Annotated in this window: 7 protein-coding genes; 1 reads left to right on the forward strand and 6 read right to left on the reverse strand. The window is 40.2% G+C overall.

What is annotated here, in order from left to right; all coding sequences use genetic code 11:
• Nucleotide 1 precedes the first annotated feature (1 nt).
• Nucleotides 2-12,790, reverse strand: coding sequence for a T9SS type B sorting domain-containing protein (locus tag KO513_RS05905; RefSeq protein ID WP_215912664.1), 12,789 nt, complete (start codon nucleotides 12,788-12,790; stop codon nucleotides 2-4).
• Nucleotides 12,791-12,948: 158 nt separating this feature from the next.
• Between KO513_RS05905 and KO513_RS05910 the strand changes: the two genes are divergently transcribed.
• Nucleotides 12,949-14,034: a hypothetical protein gene (locus KO513_RS05910; RefSeq protein ID WP_215441556.1), complete on the forward strand. Its 1,086-nt coding sequence runs from the start codon at nucleotides 12,949-12,951 to the stop codon at nucleotides 14,032-14,034.
• Nucleotides 14,035-14,094: 60 nt separating this feature from the next.
• Here KO513_RS05910 and KO513_RS05915 read toward each other — a convergent pair whose 3' ends face one another.
• From KO513_RS05915 to KO513_RS05935, 5 genes are all read right to left on the reverse strand, one after another.
• The gene (locus KO513_RS05915) at nucleotides 14,095-15,153 is read right to left on the reverse strand and encodes a nucleoid-associated protein (protein WP_215441558.1); all 1,059 of its coding nucleotides are present in this window, start codon (nucleotides 15,151-15,153) and stop codon (nucleotides 14,095-14,097) included.
• A 120-nt stretch (nucleotides 15,154-15,273) separates the two neighbouring features.
• Nucleotides 15,274-15,768: an IS1096 element passenger TnpR family protein gene (locus KO513_RS05920; RefSeq protein WP_215441560.1), complete on the reverse strand. Its 495-nt coding sequence runs from the start codon at nucleotides 15,766-15,768 to the stop codon at nucleotides 15,274-15,276.
• Nucleotides 15,769-15,795: 27 nt separating this feature from the next.
• Nucleotides 15,796-16,830 (reverse strand): COX15/CtaA family protein, encoded by a 1,035-nt coding sequence (locus KO513_RS05925; RefSeq protein WP_215912665.1) that lies wholly within the window; start codon nucleotides 16,828-16,830, stop codon nucleotides 15,796-15,798.
• A gap of 82 nt (nucleotides 16,831-16,912) precedes the next feature.
• Nucleotides 16,913-18,841 (reverse strand): OmpA family protein, encoded by a 1,929-nt coding sequence (locus KO513_RS05930; RefSeq protein ID WP_215912666.1) that lies wholly within the window; start codon nucleotides 18,839-18,841, stop codon nucleotides 16,913-16,915.
• 2 nt (nucleotides 18,842-18,843) lie between these two features.
• Nucleotides 18,844-19,779, reverse strand: coding sequence for a PorP/SprF family type IX secretion system membrane protein (locus KO513_RS05935; protein WP_215912667.1), 936 nt, complete (start codon nucleotides 19,777-19,779; stop codon nucleotides 18,844-18,846).
• Nucleotides 19,780-19,785 lie beyond the last annotated feature (6 nt).

Raw genomic sequence — 19,785 nt, forward strand, 5'->3', positions numbered from 1 at the left:
CTTATCTATATAGCGTAAAATGCCCTACGAATTCCCTAGTATCTGCCTCTCCGTTGAGTTTTATGATGTACCAATAATCTCCGGAAGGTAAGTTGGTATCTTGGTAAATACCGTTCCACCCATCTTGGTTGTCTTTAAAACGGTACACCGTACGGCCGTATCTATCATAAATACTGATAAAGATATCCGGGTAAATCTCAATGTTTTTCGGACTCCAAATATCATTGTTACCATCTCCATTAGGTGTAAAGAAATTAGGGATTTCAATATCTATGAATTCCATATAAATACTTTGGGTACTTTCACAACCATTTTCATCTACTACGGTAACTATATAGGTATCTGTTCTAGTAATGTAAAAAACGTTGTCAGAACCATTGTTGGTATCCCCAAAATAGTAGGTGTAGTTTTCTCTACCACCCGAAGCGGTTGCCGTTATCTGATTGATATTGGTCTCGGCTACGGTCAAAGTTAAGGGGTCAAATGATTCAATTTCAAAATCATAGGTGGCTACACAACCATTAGCGTGCGAAATGGCAACGTAATGGCTACCCGGAGCAATATCACGGAAGAACGGATTTAGTTGCATTTGGGAAGGGTCCATAGTATCAAGTCCAAAAAGAACGTCGTTTTCTATAGTTGGGTCCGCAAGCACAATATTCACATAATTGCTTGGTATGTTTCCGTTACAACCGTAGACCGGTTCAACAAGAGCTTCGAGGTTTACTCCGGATTCTATGGTAACCGTAATGGTTTCTTCACATCCTTGGGCATCTTCAACATAGATAATGTAGAGGCCGGAAGCTAGATTGCTAAAGTTGGTTCTTCCTTCTACAAAATTGGTTTCTGTAAACAAACGGGTACTGTATGGAGCGGTACCACCTGTTATGGTCAAATCTATTTCGCCATTTTCCTCGCCAAAACATATTTCAGGAGTGGCTAGTGCTTCAACTTCCAATACCTCTGGTTGGGTAATGGTGGCTTCAATAACCTCAAAACAACCGTTAGAGTCCTGAACAATGATGGTATAGTCTCCAGGAGCTAATTCATCAAAAGTATTTTCATCTGTAAACTGATTCAAGTTTGGAGAGATGGCAAACTGATAGATTCCTGTACCGCCATTTACATTCACGGTAATGCTTCCGTCTTCGGCACCATTACAACTTACATCTACAATTTCTGGAGTAACTTCTAACGGAGCTGGTTCTACAATTGGAATTTCCGTTGACACCACTTCACAATCATCACTCTGAACCCTAACGTAGTAGTAGCCCATTGGTAAATCTGTAAATAGACCTGTGTTCTGGTTAGGACGTATTTCATTGGTAAGCGCAGCGTCCGAGAATAGGGCGTACTGATAATTGCCCAATCCGCCATTGGCTTCAGCATCAATAACTGCTGTACTTTGACCGTTACAGTTTACTACAGCTGCAGAATCGTCTATTACCACTTGTAATGGCTCTATAGCATTGATGGTAATACTGTTGCTCTGAACGGAAATACAGTTAAAGCTATCCCTAACATAGTATTGGTAAGTGCCTGCGGTAATACCGGTAAACAAATGTGTGTCAGGACCACTTGTTTGGTTCATGGCATTAAAGTTGGTGCCGTCCGTACTCCACATATAAGGAGCGGTTCCACCAGAAGCGGTCAATAGCAACTCGGCATCGGACAGACAACTTAAGCGTTGAGCTGTGACCAATTGGCCTTCTACCTTTGTAGGTTCAACAATTTCCTCAATTGGTGTTTCAAAGCTACAGTTCATATCGTCTAATATGCTGATGCTGTAAAAACCGGATCTTAAATTGCTAAAGGTATCGGTAGTCTGTGAGCTTGACGTCTGCAATAGGTTGGTACCGGAAGCATCATCGTACGTATTAAGAATGTATCTGTAGTTTGTGGTTACGTTCCTTGGGGAAACGGTGGCTGTAACAGAAGCATCCGCATCATCTTCACAAACTAAGGCTACGCTTGAAATTGTTGCAAAAATAGGGTCTGGAACTATCAAGTCAAATTCATTGGCGAACGTAGGGTTACAACCCAAGTTGTCCGTTACTTCAACCGTATACTGCCCGGCTCCAAGACCTTGAAAAAGGAAACTAGTTACTTGGTTGGCTGTGTATGTTGTACCTGAACCGTTGTGGGTCAAGATAATGTCATACGGAGCTTTTCCTCCAGCAGGGGCAATGTTGGCGCTACCAAGGTCATTGGTACAACCTACATCTTCCGTATCTATTGGTGCTAGAGTTATTGGAGCGCTTGGTGTTGTAATGTTAAAGGACCTTACTTGTGTACAATTAGGGAAATCATCTTGTACTACTTCTACCAAATAGTTTCCTGCAGGTACGCTAATGGCGGGAGTAGGGCCAACATTGACAGAACTGCCCGTTAACACGGCAGCACCATCATCCGAACGGTCTGCCGGGGTACCATTGGTGTCATAAATAGAATAAGAGAACCCAGTAGTGTACGTGGCATCAACCAGTGTTAATCGAATACTGCCGTTGTCTCCATGGCAAACAACATCGGATAGTTTTTCTACGGCAACATCAAATGTATTCGGGTTTTCTACAGAATGACTACGGGTAATTTCACAACCTGTAGTGATATTTCGAATCCCAAAAGTATAGCTACCAGCTCCAAGATTCAAGAACTGATTAGAAGCTTGGTATGTAGTGGACGGCAATTGTCTAAACTCATAGTTTGTTGGGTTGGTTGCAAAGTCCGTAATAGTGCTGGTTACATCAATACTGATGTCCTCTCCACTGTTGATACAGCTGATATCTCTAGTAACGGAAATAGTAGCGTCAACTAGTGCGTCATAAGCATTTACAGTAACTGTCCGTTCAACGGGACAACCTTTGCTATCAAAAACACGAACGATTACATCTCCACCGGCAAAATCTGTATATTCATAAACTAGACTGCTGCCATCTTGAAGAACGTTTGAAGTAGCATCGTCAATGAAAACAAATCTATTGTAAGTACTATTTCCTCCTGAAATACTACTGTAATCAATAGTAATTTTTGCATTATTGGCGTCATTGTCACTTGTACAGCCAAACTGTTCTACAGCAGGTAGGGCAAATGAAATGAGGGCATCCTCATTCACTACAACCGAATTCATAATTGTTGAACATCCGTTAGGGCCTTCTCCTGTTACGGTATACGTATCTCCAGGTAAGTTTATAAAAGATTGAGTAGTGGCATCCCAAGATGCACCTACCGGCATTGGGGTCAAGGTAAAAGTCAAAGGATTATTACCATTGTTAACTTGGACCACTTCTATACTACCGTCATTAGTACCCGAGCAACTTACATCTGTAGGATTGGCAGTGAACTGTGGTTGAATAGCAGCAGGAACCTCTACTGTGAAACTTCTGCTACATTGTGGGGCCGAAGTTCCCATGTCGTAAACGTTAACAGTATATGTATCCGCAGCATCTATTATTGCATTGAAAGGACTGCTCGTTAATGTTTGGCGTGCAATTTTAACCGCAGCAGAACTATCTAAAATTTCGAATTCATAATTACCGGAACCTGAAATTGCCTCAATAGCTATTTCCGCTTCATTACCGGCACCGCAGCCCAGTTGCTTATCCAAACCTGCTGTAGCCTGTAGGGTAGGCTGTACATCAATATTTTGTGAAGCCGTACAACCGGTTCCGTCTTTAATGAAAATATCATAATTTCCTGCCAGTACAGAGGTGAAATTACCCCCGTTATTCTCGTATGTGCTTCCACCATCCAAAGAATAAAGTACGGTTCCTGTTCCGGTAGAACTTACCATAATAGTAGCATTGGTGCTGCAGTTATCTATATCAATAGCATCTATGGTAGGTAGTGCCATAAAATTCATGGTTACATTACCTAATGCATACGAACAGCCATATTGGTCCTCTACGGAAACAGTATAAGTTCCTGCAGGCGAATTTGCCGCAATTTCAATAGGATTATCACCTGTAGCGGTTATGGTTGCAAACGGAGCAGGTCCGGTTACGGTATATAGATACGTACCGCCACCACCTTGTGCATTGTCAATTTCTATAAGTCCGGGACTCTCACAAGAAATATCCTGAATAGATTGTGGAACTCCAGTGATAGTATCCAGTTCATCTAGAATTTCATTTTCACTGGCGCTGATACATTGTGGGGTTCCAGAGCCATCTATTTGCTGAACTTCTATGAAATATTCGTCTGCTGGTAACCCTGTAATATTAATGGTACCGGAATAGGCTACTACACCTCCGCTATTGCGGATAGCGTTACCATCAACGTCATATAAAACCCATTCCATGCTTGGCTCAGTGCTTCCGTGATTATCGGTAATCGTATATTCAATTTCACCATTACTTGTGGCATTACAGGCAGGGGTAATGCTGGCCGTAATTTCCATTGGATTGGTAACGATATCATTAACGTTTACACTACTTTGTCTAACACAACCTACGGCATCCCTTACGTAGAAGGCATAGGTTCTTCCTGGAATTAAATTCGGGAAGGTATGAGTGGTCCCTGAAGGATATGCCACTGTCCATGGGTTGGATGGAGTAACGGCGTTAAAGTTTGCCGGATCGTCCGAATAGGTGTACTCATAGGGAGCTGTACCGTTTTGACCACGTACACTAACCTGTAACTCATCACAATTAACGATTATTGGAAGAATTGTAATATCTAAATCATCCAATGGGTAAGGAATGATAAATCTAGGTAAATCGGTTTGACATATAGTAGCACCGCTACCATCTACCGTTCTTAATGAAGGCTCAACTTCTTCACCTGATAAATATCCTCTAAATTGATCGGAGGTTTGCCATGTAGTACCACCATCTGCACTAAATTCAACAGTTCCTATAGTGGTCGGGTAATTTAAAAAGTCAAACCCAAAATCATTAACATCACCCGTACAATTGGCGGGAGTTCTACCTTCTATATCACTGGTTAGCTCAATAGGTTCGTCAACAACAATACCTGTAACTGCTTGTACGCACCCAGCGGCGTCAGTAATCTGTACGTCATATGTGCCTGGGGTTAAGTTAAAATAGGTTCTGGTATTGCTAACCACGTCCGTATCTGATTGGTCCGGGTTACCATTTGTAATATCGATTAATCTGTAATCGAACGGTGCAAGTCCGCTTGTGATATTCACTTCAATACTTCCGTTGCCGCCAAAACATTCGGCATCCGTTGGGACCGCGGTGAAGGACAAAGTAGGATTGGCTTGAACCTCTTCCGTAACGGTTGCTTGACAATAATTGGTTCCGTTAGATTTATCCCTTACATAAATATCATAATTTCCAATATCGGCTACAGGTACGTTCCTAGTATTGGTTGCAGCAAAATCTGCATCCGTAACCGTATTTCCGCTAGGTATAAATGCATACATATAATTGGTGTCGCCTCCATTTGCGGTTGCGGTTAAAGTACCATCTGCACAACTGCTGGCATTGGTTACAGAAACACTTAAGGTAACGGCAGGAGCTATGGTAATAGACTGAATTCCTGAGGAACATCCATATTGGTCTTTTACTTCTACATCATACGTTCCTTCCGATAAGTTGTTAAAAGTAAATGTAGTTCCGTTGATAGGTGTTGGGGTCTGTTCTGCACCTGTACCCAATTTAAATGTATAGTTGCCATTTCCGTTCGTGACGGTTGCGGTTACGCTTCCATTATTAAGACCGTCATAACACTGGGTAGCCGTTAAGTCTACAGAGATTGGAGTAGGGGCAATTACGGTAACTGGCACTGTAGATAATGCTTCGCAGTTGTTCGTATCGGATATTCTAACCAGGTAATCACCGGCAGGAACATTCAAGAACTGATTAGATGTGCTAAATGCCCGAACCATGGTGCCATTCGTAAGTTCCAACTGATATTCGTATCCCGGTGTTCCTTCTGTTGCCGTTGCTTCCAAGGTAGCACCTGAGTTTAAGCAGGTAAACTCAGCTGTTTGCTGTAAAGTTGCAGTCAACGCATTTGGTGAAGTCAAAGTAACTGATGTTGCTGAGGTTGCCGTACATGAATTGTCATCTACTTTACGAGCCATTACGCTGTATGTACCATCGACCAAGGTAGCAGCTGAGGTAATTGGAGAAGTTGTTTCCGCTCTCCAAGTGGTACCTCCATCCAAAGAGTATTCATATCCAAAAGCAGGATTGAAATTATCGACTTCAAAGCGAATACTACCATTGTTACTTCCATCACAAGTCGGGTTTGTACTTCCAAGGATATTTACCTCAAAAGCTCTACCAGTCTCTACAACTACTGTAATATCTTCGGTTTTTTCACAGATTTCTGGCACTTGAGTGGCTTGAATATCGTCAAGGACCAAAAAGTTTCCATCATCACTATCCAGATTGGTACGAAGCACGATACCAACGGCACTGTTTGTACCAGGATTAAACGTAACCTCTCTTAAGTGCCAATCATTTGCATTGGTATTCTGTGGAATAGAGCCGGTAGCTTGACTATTAATAACTGTGCCAGAGGCATCTACTAGTTCCACAAGCACTTCAGGGTTGTTGCCTGGTGTACCATCTACTTGTAAGTTATAGGCATAAAACGAAATAGTTATGTCTTGATCGGCAAGAACTTCAAGACCAGACCTAGACCATAATACGTTATTGTTACCGGCAGAAGTGCTTACACCTATAGCCATGAACCTACCGTCTGTAAGACCTGAATGGTCATTAGGACTTCTCCACGTAGTATTTGGGTTCGTAACTCTATCGGTTACTGCATATTCTGCATTTACTAAAATACCTGCAGGACCAAGGTTACAGTTAGTTTCGCTCCCGTCTTGTGGTTCGTAACAATATCCAGGACCTATTTCCGCAATTTGGGTAGTAGAACCTGTACCAAAATTCTCTAGTAGTACAGTACTTTGCCCAGCTGAAATTGTACTGGTATAACCTACGGTTACCGTTTGTGTTCCAGATGCTACATTATTAAAAATGTTACTGTCAATTGGTGTGTTATCGGTTCCGTTTAGTTGATAAGTATATGTAAAATCAGTTGTGTTGGATGGCGTAATCGTTATGATTCCGTTTCCGTCACAAGCGTAGGTAATAGCATTATCAAAACTTGGGTCGTTTGCTGTAGTCGGTACGGTAATTTCTAAATCCGTAGTACATCCTAACGCGTCCATTACTACCATTTGGTGGGTTCCAGGAGCTAGGCGTTTTTCATCTACAACATCAAAAGAACTACCTCCGTCAAAACTGAATTCATAAGGAGCCTGACCTCCTGTGGTATTTAAGATTTTTACGAGTGCGGTTGCAGGCGTAGCTCCGGAAGTATCGCAAGAAGCGTCTTCTATGATAGCTGGGGATGCAGTAAGTCTAAACGGCTGCATTACCTCATAGTCAATAGATTCCTCACAACCATTTCCGCTAGGGTTGCTAGAATCCTTAACGGTTATAGTGTAAATACCAGCTGAAATGTTGTTGAAAAAATTCTCGGATTGGTAGGTTGTTCCTCCATCAAGACTGTATTGATATGGAGCGATACCTCCTGTGGCGTTAATCGTTAGTACCGATGTGGATGAATCGGCACAGTTGATATCCGTATTTGAAGCGGTAATGCTTACCGAACCAAAATCGTTCATGGTTACGATATTGGAAAGTCCATAACAGCCATTGTCATCTCTTACAACAAAAACATAATCGCCATCTTCATTAGGGATATAAGTGGAAGAAGCCAGGTCATAACCGAATAAGAATGTGGCATTCTCTGAAAATTCAGAATCCGGTATAGTAGTTTCATCAGTATAAGTAGCAACTCCATCTTTACTGTAAATAGCATACTCATAGCCAGATGTTCCACCAGATACAGAAAGGTCTATAACACCAGAAGTACAAGTGATGTTCTCCAGATTGGTCGCTGTCAGGCTTAATTCTGGAATTTCATTTACCGTAATAGTGCTTTCATCTCTACAGCCATCCACTGTAGTGGTTACCACTACATAGTCACCTTCGGAAAGACCTGAAAATGTGTGGGTATTATCTGAGGAAACAAGGTTGTTGGTAACAAACGCACCGGCATTACCACTTCCGTCATCATAATAAAGTTCATAACTGTATTCTGGAGAAACGTTCAACGCTTGTACGGATATGGTTCCAGAATCATTACAATCAAAAGGAGTTGAACCTAGGGTTACCTCAAATATTCTTTCCGGAATACCAACTTCTTCCGTCTCAAAAATACAACTGTTGGCTATAGGACTACCCGTAGATGGGTTAATTTGTGTAATCTGTACTTTGTACGTTCCGCTTACGGCAATGTCAAAAATTGGTCCTTGCCCGGCACTGAACGGTACTGCTATTGTGTTGTTTTCTACATCATATAACTGATATCCGTAGCCCGATCCCAAATCTATAACACGTATGGAACCATCTGTATCACAGATAATGTCCGATGTATCCGGTTCAGGTATATCCAAAGTGTTTTGGTAGGCATTGAAATAGAACCTGCTAAAACAACCTCCTTCGTAAGCGATTACCACTCTGTATTTACCACTATTGGTAATCGTAAAATTGTTGGATACTTCTTCTTGTGTCCAAGACCAATTACTGTCCGTGTTCGCACAGTCATCACTTACCTCGCCACATGTAGCTTCGGAACAACTACTTTCATCAAGTTTCTCCCAAGTAATGCTCTGTGCATCCGTAATTCCCAACTGAATAAAGGCGCTATCTCCAGTTCCACAAAGGAATATGTTTGGCATAGAATTACCGTCTATAGAGCAGGTAACTATTTCACCTTGAATATCATTATCAGGATTCGTGTCTCCGTTTACTTGATTAAAGTATTCTATAATAGGGTTGGTCTGTGTTTCTCCATAGCGTTCTACGGAAATAAGTTCAGTATGGTTAGAACAACCGTTACTAACGGTTTTTTCTACTATATAGTTACCAATGTTGGTAATAGTGATTGTACTAGGGTCGCTATCAGGGTCTCCGTCGTTAAGGACAGTGTCACCAGAATCTATAGTTCCGTTATTGTTGTTGTCAATGGCCCAATTGTAGGTTTCGAAACCAGATCCGGCCGTAAGTTCAGCTTCCGTTCCACAAAGTTGTACGGAACGTGCCACATTACAGTTGGTTAAAGCATCGGCGACGTTGTTGTTGGCAACTTCAAGGTCGGTAACACAAGAGCCCGCCGTATTGCTACCGTCTTCGTCAGAAAAGGTATTCGTATTAACGATACCTTGGTACGTAGCAAAAGCTTGATTTTCCAATTGAGAGGCGCAAGCAGCCACAAATTCAGAACAATCACCGGATATGGTAACCGTAATCTTAATTTTATATTCTGGGTCATCAATTTCGACCAAGTTATCTGGAATCGTAAAATCTATGGTATTCGTACCTGCATTGTAGGTATTGGTTACTCCAGGAGCGTCATCAATATTGATGTTATCTAGCGTAACATTATTTGGCAATACATTTCTAATTGTAAAATTGGTGGCATCATCGTCGCCAGTATTTTGAAAGCGGAGCACATAGTTAAACGTATCTCCTAGACTCACATCTTGTCCGTTAATATCTGTGCCGCCCAATAATTCAGAAGTGTTGCCCAAGTTAATGACCGGTGCGTAAACTTGTGTGTAAGAAGCTGCATTTACGGTACCGTCATTAGGGTCTACTACAGGAACACCAGTACCGTATTCTCCGCCATCTCCGCCATCTGCGGAATCACTTTTGTAAAATTCGTTTGCATCGCTACAGCCATCATCATCACTATCTAAGTCCAAATGATCAGGATAACCATCCATATCCGTATCCAAGTTCGAGCAAAATCCGGAGAAGGACGCTGTATTGTAGGATAAAAATGCAACATCGGCATTTGAACTAAGTTGCAAGCGTAGATAGGCCACATTACTTAAACTAGCGGTGGGTATTCCAAATTCTGATAATTCTACTGTGGCCAAGCGGTAATCTCTTGTGGTGTTATTATAGAAAATACTTCCGTTTGCGTGATAAATATCTAATCTGTACGAACCAACAACATTTGCAAGTGCACCGCCGCTATAGGCTTGCACACGTACAGCATTTCCTAGAGGAGCGCCTGAAGCATCATAAAGACTAACAACATGACCTACACCACTTGGGTCTGCCACTTGGGTCAATAATATATCTGGTATACCATCTCCAACATTGGTAGCTACTATAGGATCTATTTCATAGGTCCATGTGTCACCAATGTTAACAATACCAGAACCAAGATCTAATCCATTTTGTCCGTGGGTCAATAAAGGATTTAATGGGTCTGAGGTAGGGTCGTTAACAATGGTCAACCCTAAAGCATTATTGTTGTTACCGTCATTTAAATTCGCTTCAAATGTTGCTTCGCCATAAATATTATTTGAAGGTGTCAAGGCCATCCAGCTAGATTCTGTAGCCGAAATGTCTGCAATTCCATCATTATTGGAGTCTATGCCATCTAATAAACCATTAGCGTCAGCATCAAAAAGATTATCGTCTGCAACACCGGTGGAGAAAGTAGTACCTCCTGATGTGAATGCCAATAATTCATGTGATAAGTTAGGTAATACGGGATTATTTGAAGCTGTAGAACTTCGCCAAAAACCTCCGTAATTAGAGAAAATTTCTGTTACCGCAGTACCCCCTTGTATAGTACTTGAAGGAGAAGTGAAATTAACATCACTAGATATGATACACATTTGTTCAACAGCATCATAAATACCGTCATTATCATCATCCAAATCAACACTATCTACTACGCCGTCATTATCAAAATCGTTGTGGACAATAATTCGGGCAGAGGGTTCATCTCTGGTAACATTGGCATCTATTTGATCTTGTGAATTGGTAGCCGTGTTAACGAGGTTTACTAAAGGCAAAATGTCTATTTCATCTGCAGTTACTTGCAAGTTTAAAAAAGCAACTTCTCCAGGTTCCAAGGTGCCAATGTTCCAAACACTACCGTTCCAAGAACCTTTAATGGTATTAGCCGAGTTTAAGGTCAACCCTGCTGGAATATTATCTGTAATCCGTAAGTTGGTAATATCATTAAAGTATAAATTCTCCACTCTAATGGTAAAGGTGGCCGTTTCGCCTTCTACTATTTCTGGTTTATCAACTGTTTTGTCAACCTTAACGTCTGGTTCACAGTAGAAAATCTTAATTGATTGAGAATCATAGGTACAAGGTCCTTTTGTTCCTCTTACGAAGTAGTCACCCGCAATAGTCGCGGCATAATCAAACGAGTTTGCGCCTGGAATCAACACTCCATCAAAAAACCACTGATACGCATCAAAATTATCGTCTGATGCTTCAAAAATACTGGAACCGGAAAAACATTCTCCAACAGTACCTCCGTTAATTTCTAGCCTTACTTCCGGAACGGTATCAAAACCCGAGAAATAACCTGCAACACCCTGTGCCCCGTTATAACCAAAGAATCCGATAGCCATAGGCCCGGTTGAAGTAACACTGATATCTCCATCTAGATTAGCTATAAAAAATGTTTTCCAGTCTGACGAGCCGGCAACTGCTTCGGACGCTGGTTTGCTTATTTCTACGCCATCTTGAAAAACCTTTACATTATTGTCCGGTGTATTTACCGATGCGGTAATCGTTAGTCCACCGGTCATTATTGATGTGGCTACGTTCCTGATATCCGGAATGTTGTCCATTCTATCCGGTAATAAACAATTTACCGGAGCCACAAAATTTAGACCTTGGGTATACAATGCGGATGAGCCCGCTACGGATTGATAAGCATATGCATCTTTTGATGTTTGAACGAACATGTTACCACCAGCGGAATTGCGAGAATAATTACTGCTAGGAATTTTAAAATACTCGCCATTGTCTATTGTTGCAATAGGGGTTGTATTCCCGTTTACAAAAATCTGTGTATTATCTGCCGTAGCAATAATCAATGGAAATTCTGTAAGTCCGTTGGTATTTCCGTTACCTCTAATAAAAACATAGTCCTTACCCAGTTTATTTACTGGAACAGGTTGGTCAATACCGGCATCTCTATGGCTTTGTCCGTCTTGACTACCAAAGTTTATAGAACCGTTACTAATTACAATATCATTGTTGGAAACAATTGAAGCCCCGATCCAACCATCTTCATGGGCTCGGGTATATGAATTACCTATATAGGTCTCAAATACAAATGATTCATTTTTATCTAAAGTTATAGTGTAGGAGTCTGCAGTAATACCGGCCCTGTTGTTACCGACCCTAAACTGACAGCCGGAATCATAACCGGACAAGGTTACTGTGGTATTATCCTCAGTGGCCATAATACCTAAGGTGTTGGATTTTGAAGAATGGGTACCTTTATTCGGTACACCTCCCCATTTAAAATTAGTACCTAGCGCTTGCCTTCCCTTTGCGGTTAAAGAAGCGGCCTGTGATCCGGACTTACCTCTATAGTTAACATAGAATTCTTGCCCGCCCGGTGCCTCAAAACGCAATCCGCTATTTGTAAGTACAACCCCGGTATTACTGTTGCTAACCAACGTAATATTGTTGTCTCCGTTACTTAGGGTCCAAACGGCCGAATTTAGATTGTCAATAGAAAAGGTCTGTATAGGAGTATTGCTCGTACCTCTATAGGCGTTAACGGTAAAAGGTGTTGTTTCAGGTGTAGACAAATGAATTGCCTGGTTTTGTATACCTTGGTTATTTTGACCTTGCTTTAATGGGGGTAGGTAATGAAGATCACTTAATTGTGAATAACCGAAAAATGCATTAAACGCAATAAAAAGATAAAGGATGCCCTTTAGAGATGGCTTTAGTAACGTATTCATTGGTTTGGTCAATTTGGAACTGTAACAAAATAACTAAGGTTGCCCCACTCTGCTAAATAAATGTTGTAAACCCTGTAAAAGATGTTGTTTTAAGCGTAATACTTGTAAGTTGACCCATAATTTGTGGGAATTGATTAATTTGTAAGGAAATTGGAAATATGTCAGAAGAACGACTCATGTCGAAGAAAAAACCGGCGTACCCGGTGAGCAAGAAGCTAGACCAATATTTAGGCCATTATAGCCGAAAAATAGAGATACCCATCTTTTATGAGGATTTGTTACGTTTTGCCGGTTCTGTAGTGGTCTATGATTCTGATGATGAGGATACACTGTGGATACGGGTATATTATTCAGAGTTTGATAGAATTGAAATTGATAATAGCCTAAAGAAGGTATATTCCATACTCCATTCGGATGGTAGTGATAACATTCATCAATACTTAAATGTAGATGCGGTAGACTTCTGCACCTTTGGAAACTCCAAACCTTTTCGGATAAAGGTCAGGAATATTTTAAACGATAACTTCACTTATTTTTACGTAAAAAAGACCGATGCATCTAGGATATACGGACTGGAATTAGAGCATATGCTTTCTCCTTATAACCTTAACTTTTTGGTCTACAAAGACACCTTGATCGAAGAGCATATTGCCGGTATTCCGGGAGATGTTTTTATAAAGGATATGTTGCCCAATTGTACGGAATCCGAAAAATCTCAATTGGCCAAAGAATTCGTAAAATTCAATGAGCGTTGTATGATTCGTTTATTGGGAGATATGAGGTCTTACAATTACGTTATTGTTCCTGTTCATGACTTTGACCATGTGGTTTATCGTATACGTGCCATAGATTTTGATCAACAGTGTTTTGAAGGGAAACTAAAGGTATATAGACCCCAATTTTTTAAGGAAAATTTTCAGATGGTAGAGCTTGTAAGGAAAAAGCTGAGAAGAGATTCCGTAGATCAATATAAGTTGGAAGAAAGGTCTATTGTTGCCAAGCGAATTTTAAGTTCTGGAGCACGTATAAAACGGCTTCGTGGCATTGTTAAGAAAGATACGATTTCTACTCGGGAAAATTTGGAAATGTTACGAGAACAAATCTACGAACTAACACTGGACCAGCAATTTAGAAAGTCCGAAACTATGGGCGAAGTATTGGATTTGGCCTTGAACTTTGTACGTCGTAATTACGAAGATGTGAGTATGAAGCAAATATTGGAACAACGTATAAAAATACAGTAATAAAAGGGGTTGTTGGCATCAAAGGTAATAGCACTTTAGTGATACCAACAACCCTAATTTTTAGTTTTTTTCCTCTTTATTAAAATAAACAAGGTAGTAGTACATTTGGCGTTCTTCGTCCCAGCCCTTTTCTACAAATTTTTCTGCAGATTCCGGATTTATAAAATCCATTTTAATCTGTATGTTGGTGTCTAGGTTAATGACATTTTTTATTTTCTTTCGAGCGTCGGATACGGCTTTGTTCGCAATATCAAAATTAGATACGTCCTCAATACTAAATTTGGGTCCTTTTTCTACTTTATAGTTTTTGAATTCAGGTATTAATTCAGGATTTTCCATTACTTCGTTCAGGAATCCTGTCTCTTCAAAAGCATCGTTCTTGGCAAAATGATTAACCGCACGGTTCATAAAGAGAACCTCCTGTTGCTTATCCTCGGCAGGCAATACCACATCTTTTGCAAAATTCTGACAAAACTTCAAATAGTTTTTAGTGTAGAAGTTTTCATCTGCAAGTGCCTCTACATCCAAGAAATTTTCTAGCCAATATTTGGTGTCATAGCGGTTACTGTCTACAGAAAGAATTTTATATCCTTCTTCTTTGTTTACGTTGAATATAAGACAACCTTTATCTAATTTGTTAATGTTGATACCTTGCTGGATTACAATATCTAGGTTGCTTCCTTTTTCTTCAAATTGAAGAAAATCATGTTTTAGCTCACTTTTGAAAACACCAATAGCTTCGGTCTTTTCGTTATCCAGCATAACATTAGACAAATGCGCCACATAGACCTCACCACTTTTTATATGTGGGTGGTTGGATTGTTCAAAAAGGTGTTGTGCTATTTTTTTAGAATTTACGTGCATGCTTTCCGGATCGGAAAACATATCTGTAACTACTTTAAAGAGTTCGTTAAACTCAACATCTACATCATTTACAAACTTAAAATAGTTCTCTTCCTTCTCACGAAAAGGCTTAAAGAAGTACTCTTTAAGGAGACCGGTAGTCTCATCATTTAAAGAAAAAGGCTCCTCGGAAAGAAAGATACCTTCGCCTTTGTTTTTGTTCCCCACACGGTGCAGGGAAATTGTTTCGATTTGGGTAGGATATAGGTTAATCATATTTTAATAGCTGTTTTAATTCTTGATAAGGTACGTGTTGCTTAAAATTAGAATGCTAAATGGATTTGTAAATAAATGGATTTGTAAAGATGGATATATTGCTGGTCCGGAAGAAACAAATTAATTCCAGTTTTCATCAAAATCCAAATCATCGTAATTGTCAAAAGTATCGTCAAAATCAAACTTGGGTTTGGACTCAAAATTCTTTTCTGGTGGAGTTTCGGGAAGTTCACCAAAGCTGAACAATACGTTGGGGTATGCAATACCGGATTCAGGTTCAACAATATCCGCTAGTTCTACATAGAACGTCCACATGCTTAAAAAATCATAAACGTAAATCAGTTTTGGGCTGTTTTCCGTCATGATATCCTCCAAAAACGTTTCGTTCATCAGGCGTACGTCAGAACCGTTATCGCTCATATCAAAAAGGGCGATTTCCTCATCTTGGTTCCATTCTTCATCGCAAGTGTAAAAAGAGGCCATTTCATTACCAAGAAACCCAAAAGATTGTGCAATAGCATTATGAAACTCTTCCATAGAAGTACTGGCTTCTATTTCTAGGTCTCGGAAAATATCCTCTTTTGCATCTAATATGACACGTATTTTGTAAATCATAACCACAATTTTTAAGGGTTGACAAAGTTACAAAGATTTATAGCTTCTTTTAGCACTTAACGCTTCTAAAAGCAAATAAAACTGAACCCCAAAAAGCAAGCTGGCCAATACCAGATGAATAGGTTGTGATGCGAGCGGAAAATGAAAGTAGTACATGACAACACCGGACAAGGCCTCTAACAGCAAGAATAGTAGTACCCAATTTATTTTAGGGAAATTAAGTTTGTATTTAAAAATGCGTTGAGCCAGAAAAACGTTTAGCAGTACAACAACTATTGAAAACGAACGATGTACGTAAAAATGCCAATCTGCATTAACTAGCCATTGGTTTTTTGCCGCATCGCCAAAAATATCCATCTGATCATCTACAAATTGTCTTACCTGAGTACCTAGAATTACTTGCACCAAGGTCATAAAAAGTAGCAGCGCTACAAGCGGAACAATATCTCTATAATTTTTGGGTTTCTCTACTTTTCCTTTTGTTAAGTAGATAATGTATAGAAGAACGGCCACAATAACCAATGCCATAACCATGTGGACCGTGATTTTAACCGGCTCTAAGACGGAATAAACTACCGTTGCACCCAACCAGGCTTGAAAGCCCATACCGAAGACTACGAGCCATGACAGAACGGTTATTTTTTTATTGGTTTTAAATAGCCGGATAGACATAACGGCAAGCACTAAAGTAGCCAGACCTGCCAAAGCACCAAATAGGCGATTGATGTACTCTATCCATGTATGGGCGGGATTAAACTGAGCATAATCATGTTTGGTGTAAGTTTTCCAGTTGTTTTTATCAAACGAAGTGCTGGTTCTAAAACTTTCCGTGGCCACTTGAAGAGTTTCGTCTGCAATAATGATTTGGCCTTTCTTGATATCGGTATCTGGTTTCCATTGTAGTTGTGAAATTTCGGTGGGAGGAATATAGTGTCCAAAACATTTGGGCCAATCCGGGCACCCCATTCCACTTCCTGTTCCACGTACCACGGCACCGGCAATAATAACAAGATATACGAGGACCAGGGCTACTTTAGCTACTTTTCTGAAGTTCTTTTGCATAGGAAGTTTCCTTTGTGCAAAAATAAGGCTCCTAGAATTATTTTACCCCCTCTCTAATGCTATTTCTTAGACAGGAACCAGGTTATTTTTCTATTACAATGAATTCTGAACGTCTATTCAGTTGATGCTTCCTTTCCGAGCATCTTACACCATTGGCGCAATCGTTCAATAATTGGGTTTCACCGTAACCCGTACCGGAAATTCGGGAAGAATCTATTCCTTTTGATGTTATGTAAGCTACCGTTCTCATAGCCCTTCTTTTGGATAACCATAAATTATATTCATCTCCCTCACGGCTATCCGTATGTGATCCCACGGCAATTTTTATATCCGGTCTTTTACTCATATAATCAACTACCTTGTCCAATTCGGTGTAGGCATCTTTTCTTAGGTAGGAGCTGTTCAGGTCAAAATAAATAGGGGTAAGCTTTAATATTTTGACCAAATCGGAACCTACATCTGCAACTTTGGTAGACAGTTCTAGCTCTAAACGCGTACCGCTAATCTGTTTTTTATCGCTGGTAGTCAGCATAAACAACGTGCCAACCTCATAACCTTCTTTTTTGCCGGCGAGCTGGTATTGCTTTTCTTGGCAGGGGATACGTATAGTGTACGAGCCATCAGAAGCGGTCAGGGTCTCTGCCAACTTCTGCCCATCATAGTCCAGCGCTTCAATAAGAGTTTCTGCCAATGGTTGGTCAGAATCCTTATCATAGGCATTTCCTTCTATAAAGGTAAAGCAGTCAGTATCATTTCGTTTTAAGGTATATATATCGTCATTGCCTTTTCCACCTTTTCTGTTGGAAGCAAAATAGCCTATTTCTTCGGATGGGTCCAATACAAGTGAAAAATCATCTTCCGGGCTATTAATAGGACTTCCTAAATTGGTTACCTTATTTTCAGTATTAATATCGAATTTGAAAATATCAAGTCCGCCTAGACCAGGGTGTCCGTTAGAAGCAAAATATAGAATTCCTGAATCCGAAATAAAAGGAAACGTTTCTTTGCCCTCGGTATTTATAGGAGCTCCTAAATTCTTGGGTTCTCCAAAACTACCATCGGATAATACATCTACCACGTAAATATCAGAAGCGCCCATTCCACCGGGCATATCGGAAGCAAAATAGAGTTTTGTTCCGTCTGAACTTAAAGAAGGATGGGCAACCGAAAAATTGGTGCCGTTAAAGGGGAGGTCTTCCGGTTCTTGCCAAATTTCATTTGTATTGAAAGCTCTGTATATCTTTAACCTACTGATTCCATTTTTATCCCTTTTGAAAGATTTTTTGGAAAAATTGTTCCTTGTGAAATATACAGTTTTTCCATCCTTTGAAAAAGATGTAGAGGATTCATTGGCTTTGGTATTTAGAACCTCTGAGAGTACAGAAAGCTGTCCCGTTTTGCCCTTTTCTCCAACTTCGCACTCATATAAATTAAGGTAGGGAAGGGGACTGTATTTTTGGGTTTCCAAGTCTCTGGAGGTAGTAAATACGAGGTTTTTTAAAAAATAAGATGGAGCAAAATCCGATTCTTCGGAATTAATTGCAGCTAGGTTCTCTATCGTATATTGTTCCTTTGGAATTTGAATCTCTTTTAGATATTCCGGATTGCGGGCGTGCAGATTGGCCCGGGTGTCATTGTTCTTTATTTTTTTGAATTTCTCCATCCATTGGTTGGACTCATCATATCGTTTTATGGATTTGAGCGCTAAAGCATACCTGTAAACATAGTCTGGAGAAACTGCAACTTGGTCGTTTTCTAAAAGCTTTCCATACCAAAAAGTGGCTACGTCATAGTTGGCACTATGGTAATTGGCATTACCAAGTTTCTTGTGAATAGTGACTTCATCATATCCTTTTTCCAGCAAAGATGCATAGGACTCAATTTCCTGCATGTAGGCATAATGGTCAAAATTATCAACATCCGTGTCTTTCTTTTTCCTCTGCGAAAAACAATTCGTGCCCCAGCAGATTAAAAGGAGTAGAAGTAATAGATATGTGGGTTTTATCTTCATATCTAAAAGAATCTTGGGGTTAAATCTATTTTAGCGCTTTTAATGAATTCATATCTAAGGAATATTTCAAAAGAACCGTTGTTAAATTGTTGCCCTCCCAGAGATGATATTTCACGGTCATAGGCTAGTCCTAGCATAATTTTTTTTCCCATTTGAAATCCAAATAACGCGCTCACTGCAGCATCTAGCCGATATGCCGCTCCTAATGTGAATTTTTCATTGAGCAGGAAATTGGCGGAAACATCCACTTGAAGGGGAGCTCCGGCAACAGCCTTGATGAGGTATGCAGGTTTGAATTTTAAGTTTGAATTTAGGTCAAAGACATAACCTGATATCAAATAGACATTCATACGCTCTGAAGCTATTACGGTGCCATCATCATCTGGATTTTGAAAATGTTCGGTTTCTAAGAGGTTAGGGGTAGAGAGACCTATGTAGAACTTGTTGGAGTAGAAATAAACGCCAGCCCCAATACTGGGAGAAAACTTTTTGTAGAGTTCACTTTCTACGGAAGGTGCCAAGTTAGCACTATAATTCCTTAACTTATTAAAATCTACATTTAATAGATGACCTCCGGCTGAAAGGCCGAATGAAAGTTTGTAGTTTTCCGATGTTGGAATATTATATGAGAAAGCAAGATCAAAATTTGTGTTTTGGTTGGTGTTATTCCCTATTTCGTCATGAACAATAGAAAAACCTAAACCTATTTTATTAGTATAAGCTCCTTGGATATTGAAGGTTTGAGTACTAGGTGCACCATCCAAGCCTACCCATTGTGACCTATGTAATAGGGAGACCCCAAGGACATCTCTAGAACCGGCATAAGCAGGGTTCACAGACAATGTGTTGTACATGTACTGAGTGAACTGCGCATCCTGCTGACCAAAGCAAAAAACAGTGGTCAGAAGTAGTATTAGAGATGTAAGTTCTTTTTTCATCCTTAA

Origin of the sequence: Zobellia sp. B3R18, from assembly GCF_018860715.1 — a bacterium.
Classification (GTDB): domain Bacteria; phylum Bacteroidota; class Bacteroidia; order Flavobacteriales; family Flavobacteriaceae; genus Zobellia; species Zobellia russellii.

Excerpts from the sequence above, each read along its gene's own strand:
- KO513_RS05925 (WP_215912665.1), bottom strand. The coding sequence starts at position 16,830 with ATGCAAAAGAACTTCAGAAAAGTAGCTAAAGTAGCCCTGGTCCTCGTA.
- KO513_RS05930 (WP_215912666.1), bottom strand. The coding sequence starts at position 18,841 with ATGAAGATAAAACCCACATATCTATTACTTCTACTCCTTTTAATCTGC.
- KO513_RS05905 (WP_215912664.1), bottom strand. The coding sequence starts at position 12,790 with ATGAATACGTTACTAAAGCCATCTCTAAAGGGCATCCTTTATCTTTTT.
- KO513_RS05920 (WP_215441560.1), bottom strand. The coding sequence starts at position 15,768 with ATGATTTACAAAATACGTGTCATATTAGATGCAAAAGAGGATATTTTC.
- KO513_RS05935 (WP_215912667.1), bottom strand. The coding sequence starts at position 19,779 with ATGAAAAAAGAACTTACATCTCTAATACTACTTCTGACCACTGTTTTT.
- KO513_RS05910 (WP_215441556.1), top strand. The coding sequence starts at position 12,949 with ATGTCAGAAGAACGACTCATGTCGAAGAAAAAACCGGCGTACCCGGTG.
- KO513_RS05915 (WP_215441558.1), bottom strand. The coding sequence starts at position 15,153 with ATGATTAACCTATATCCTACCCAAATCGAAACAATTTCCCTGCACCGT.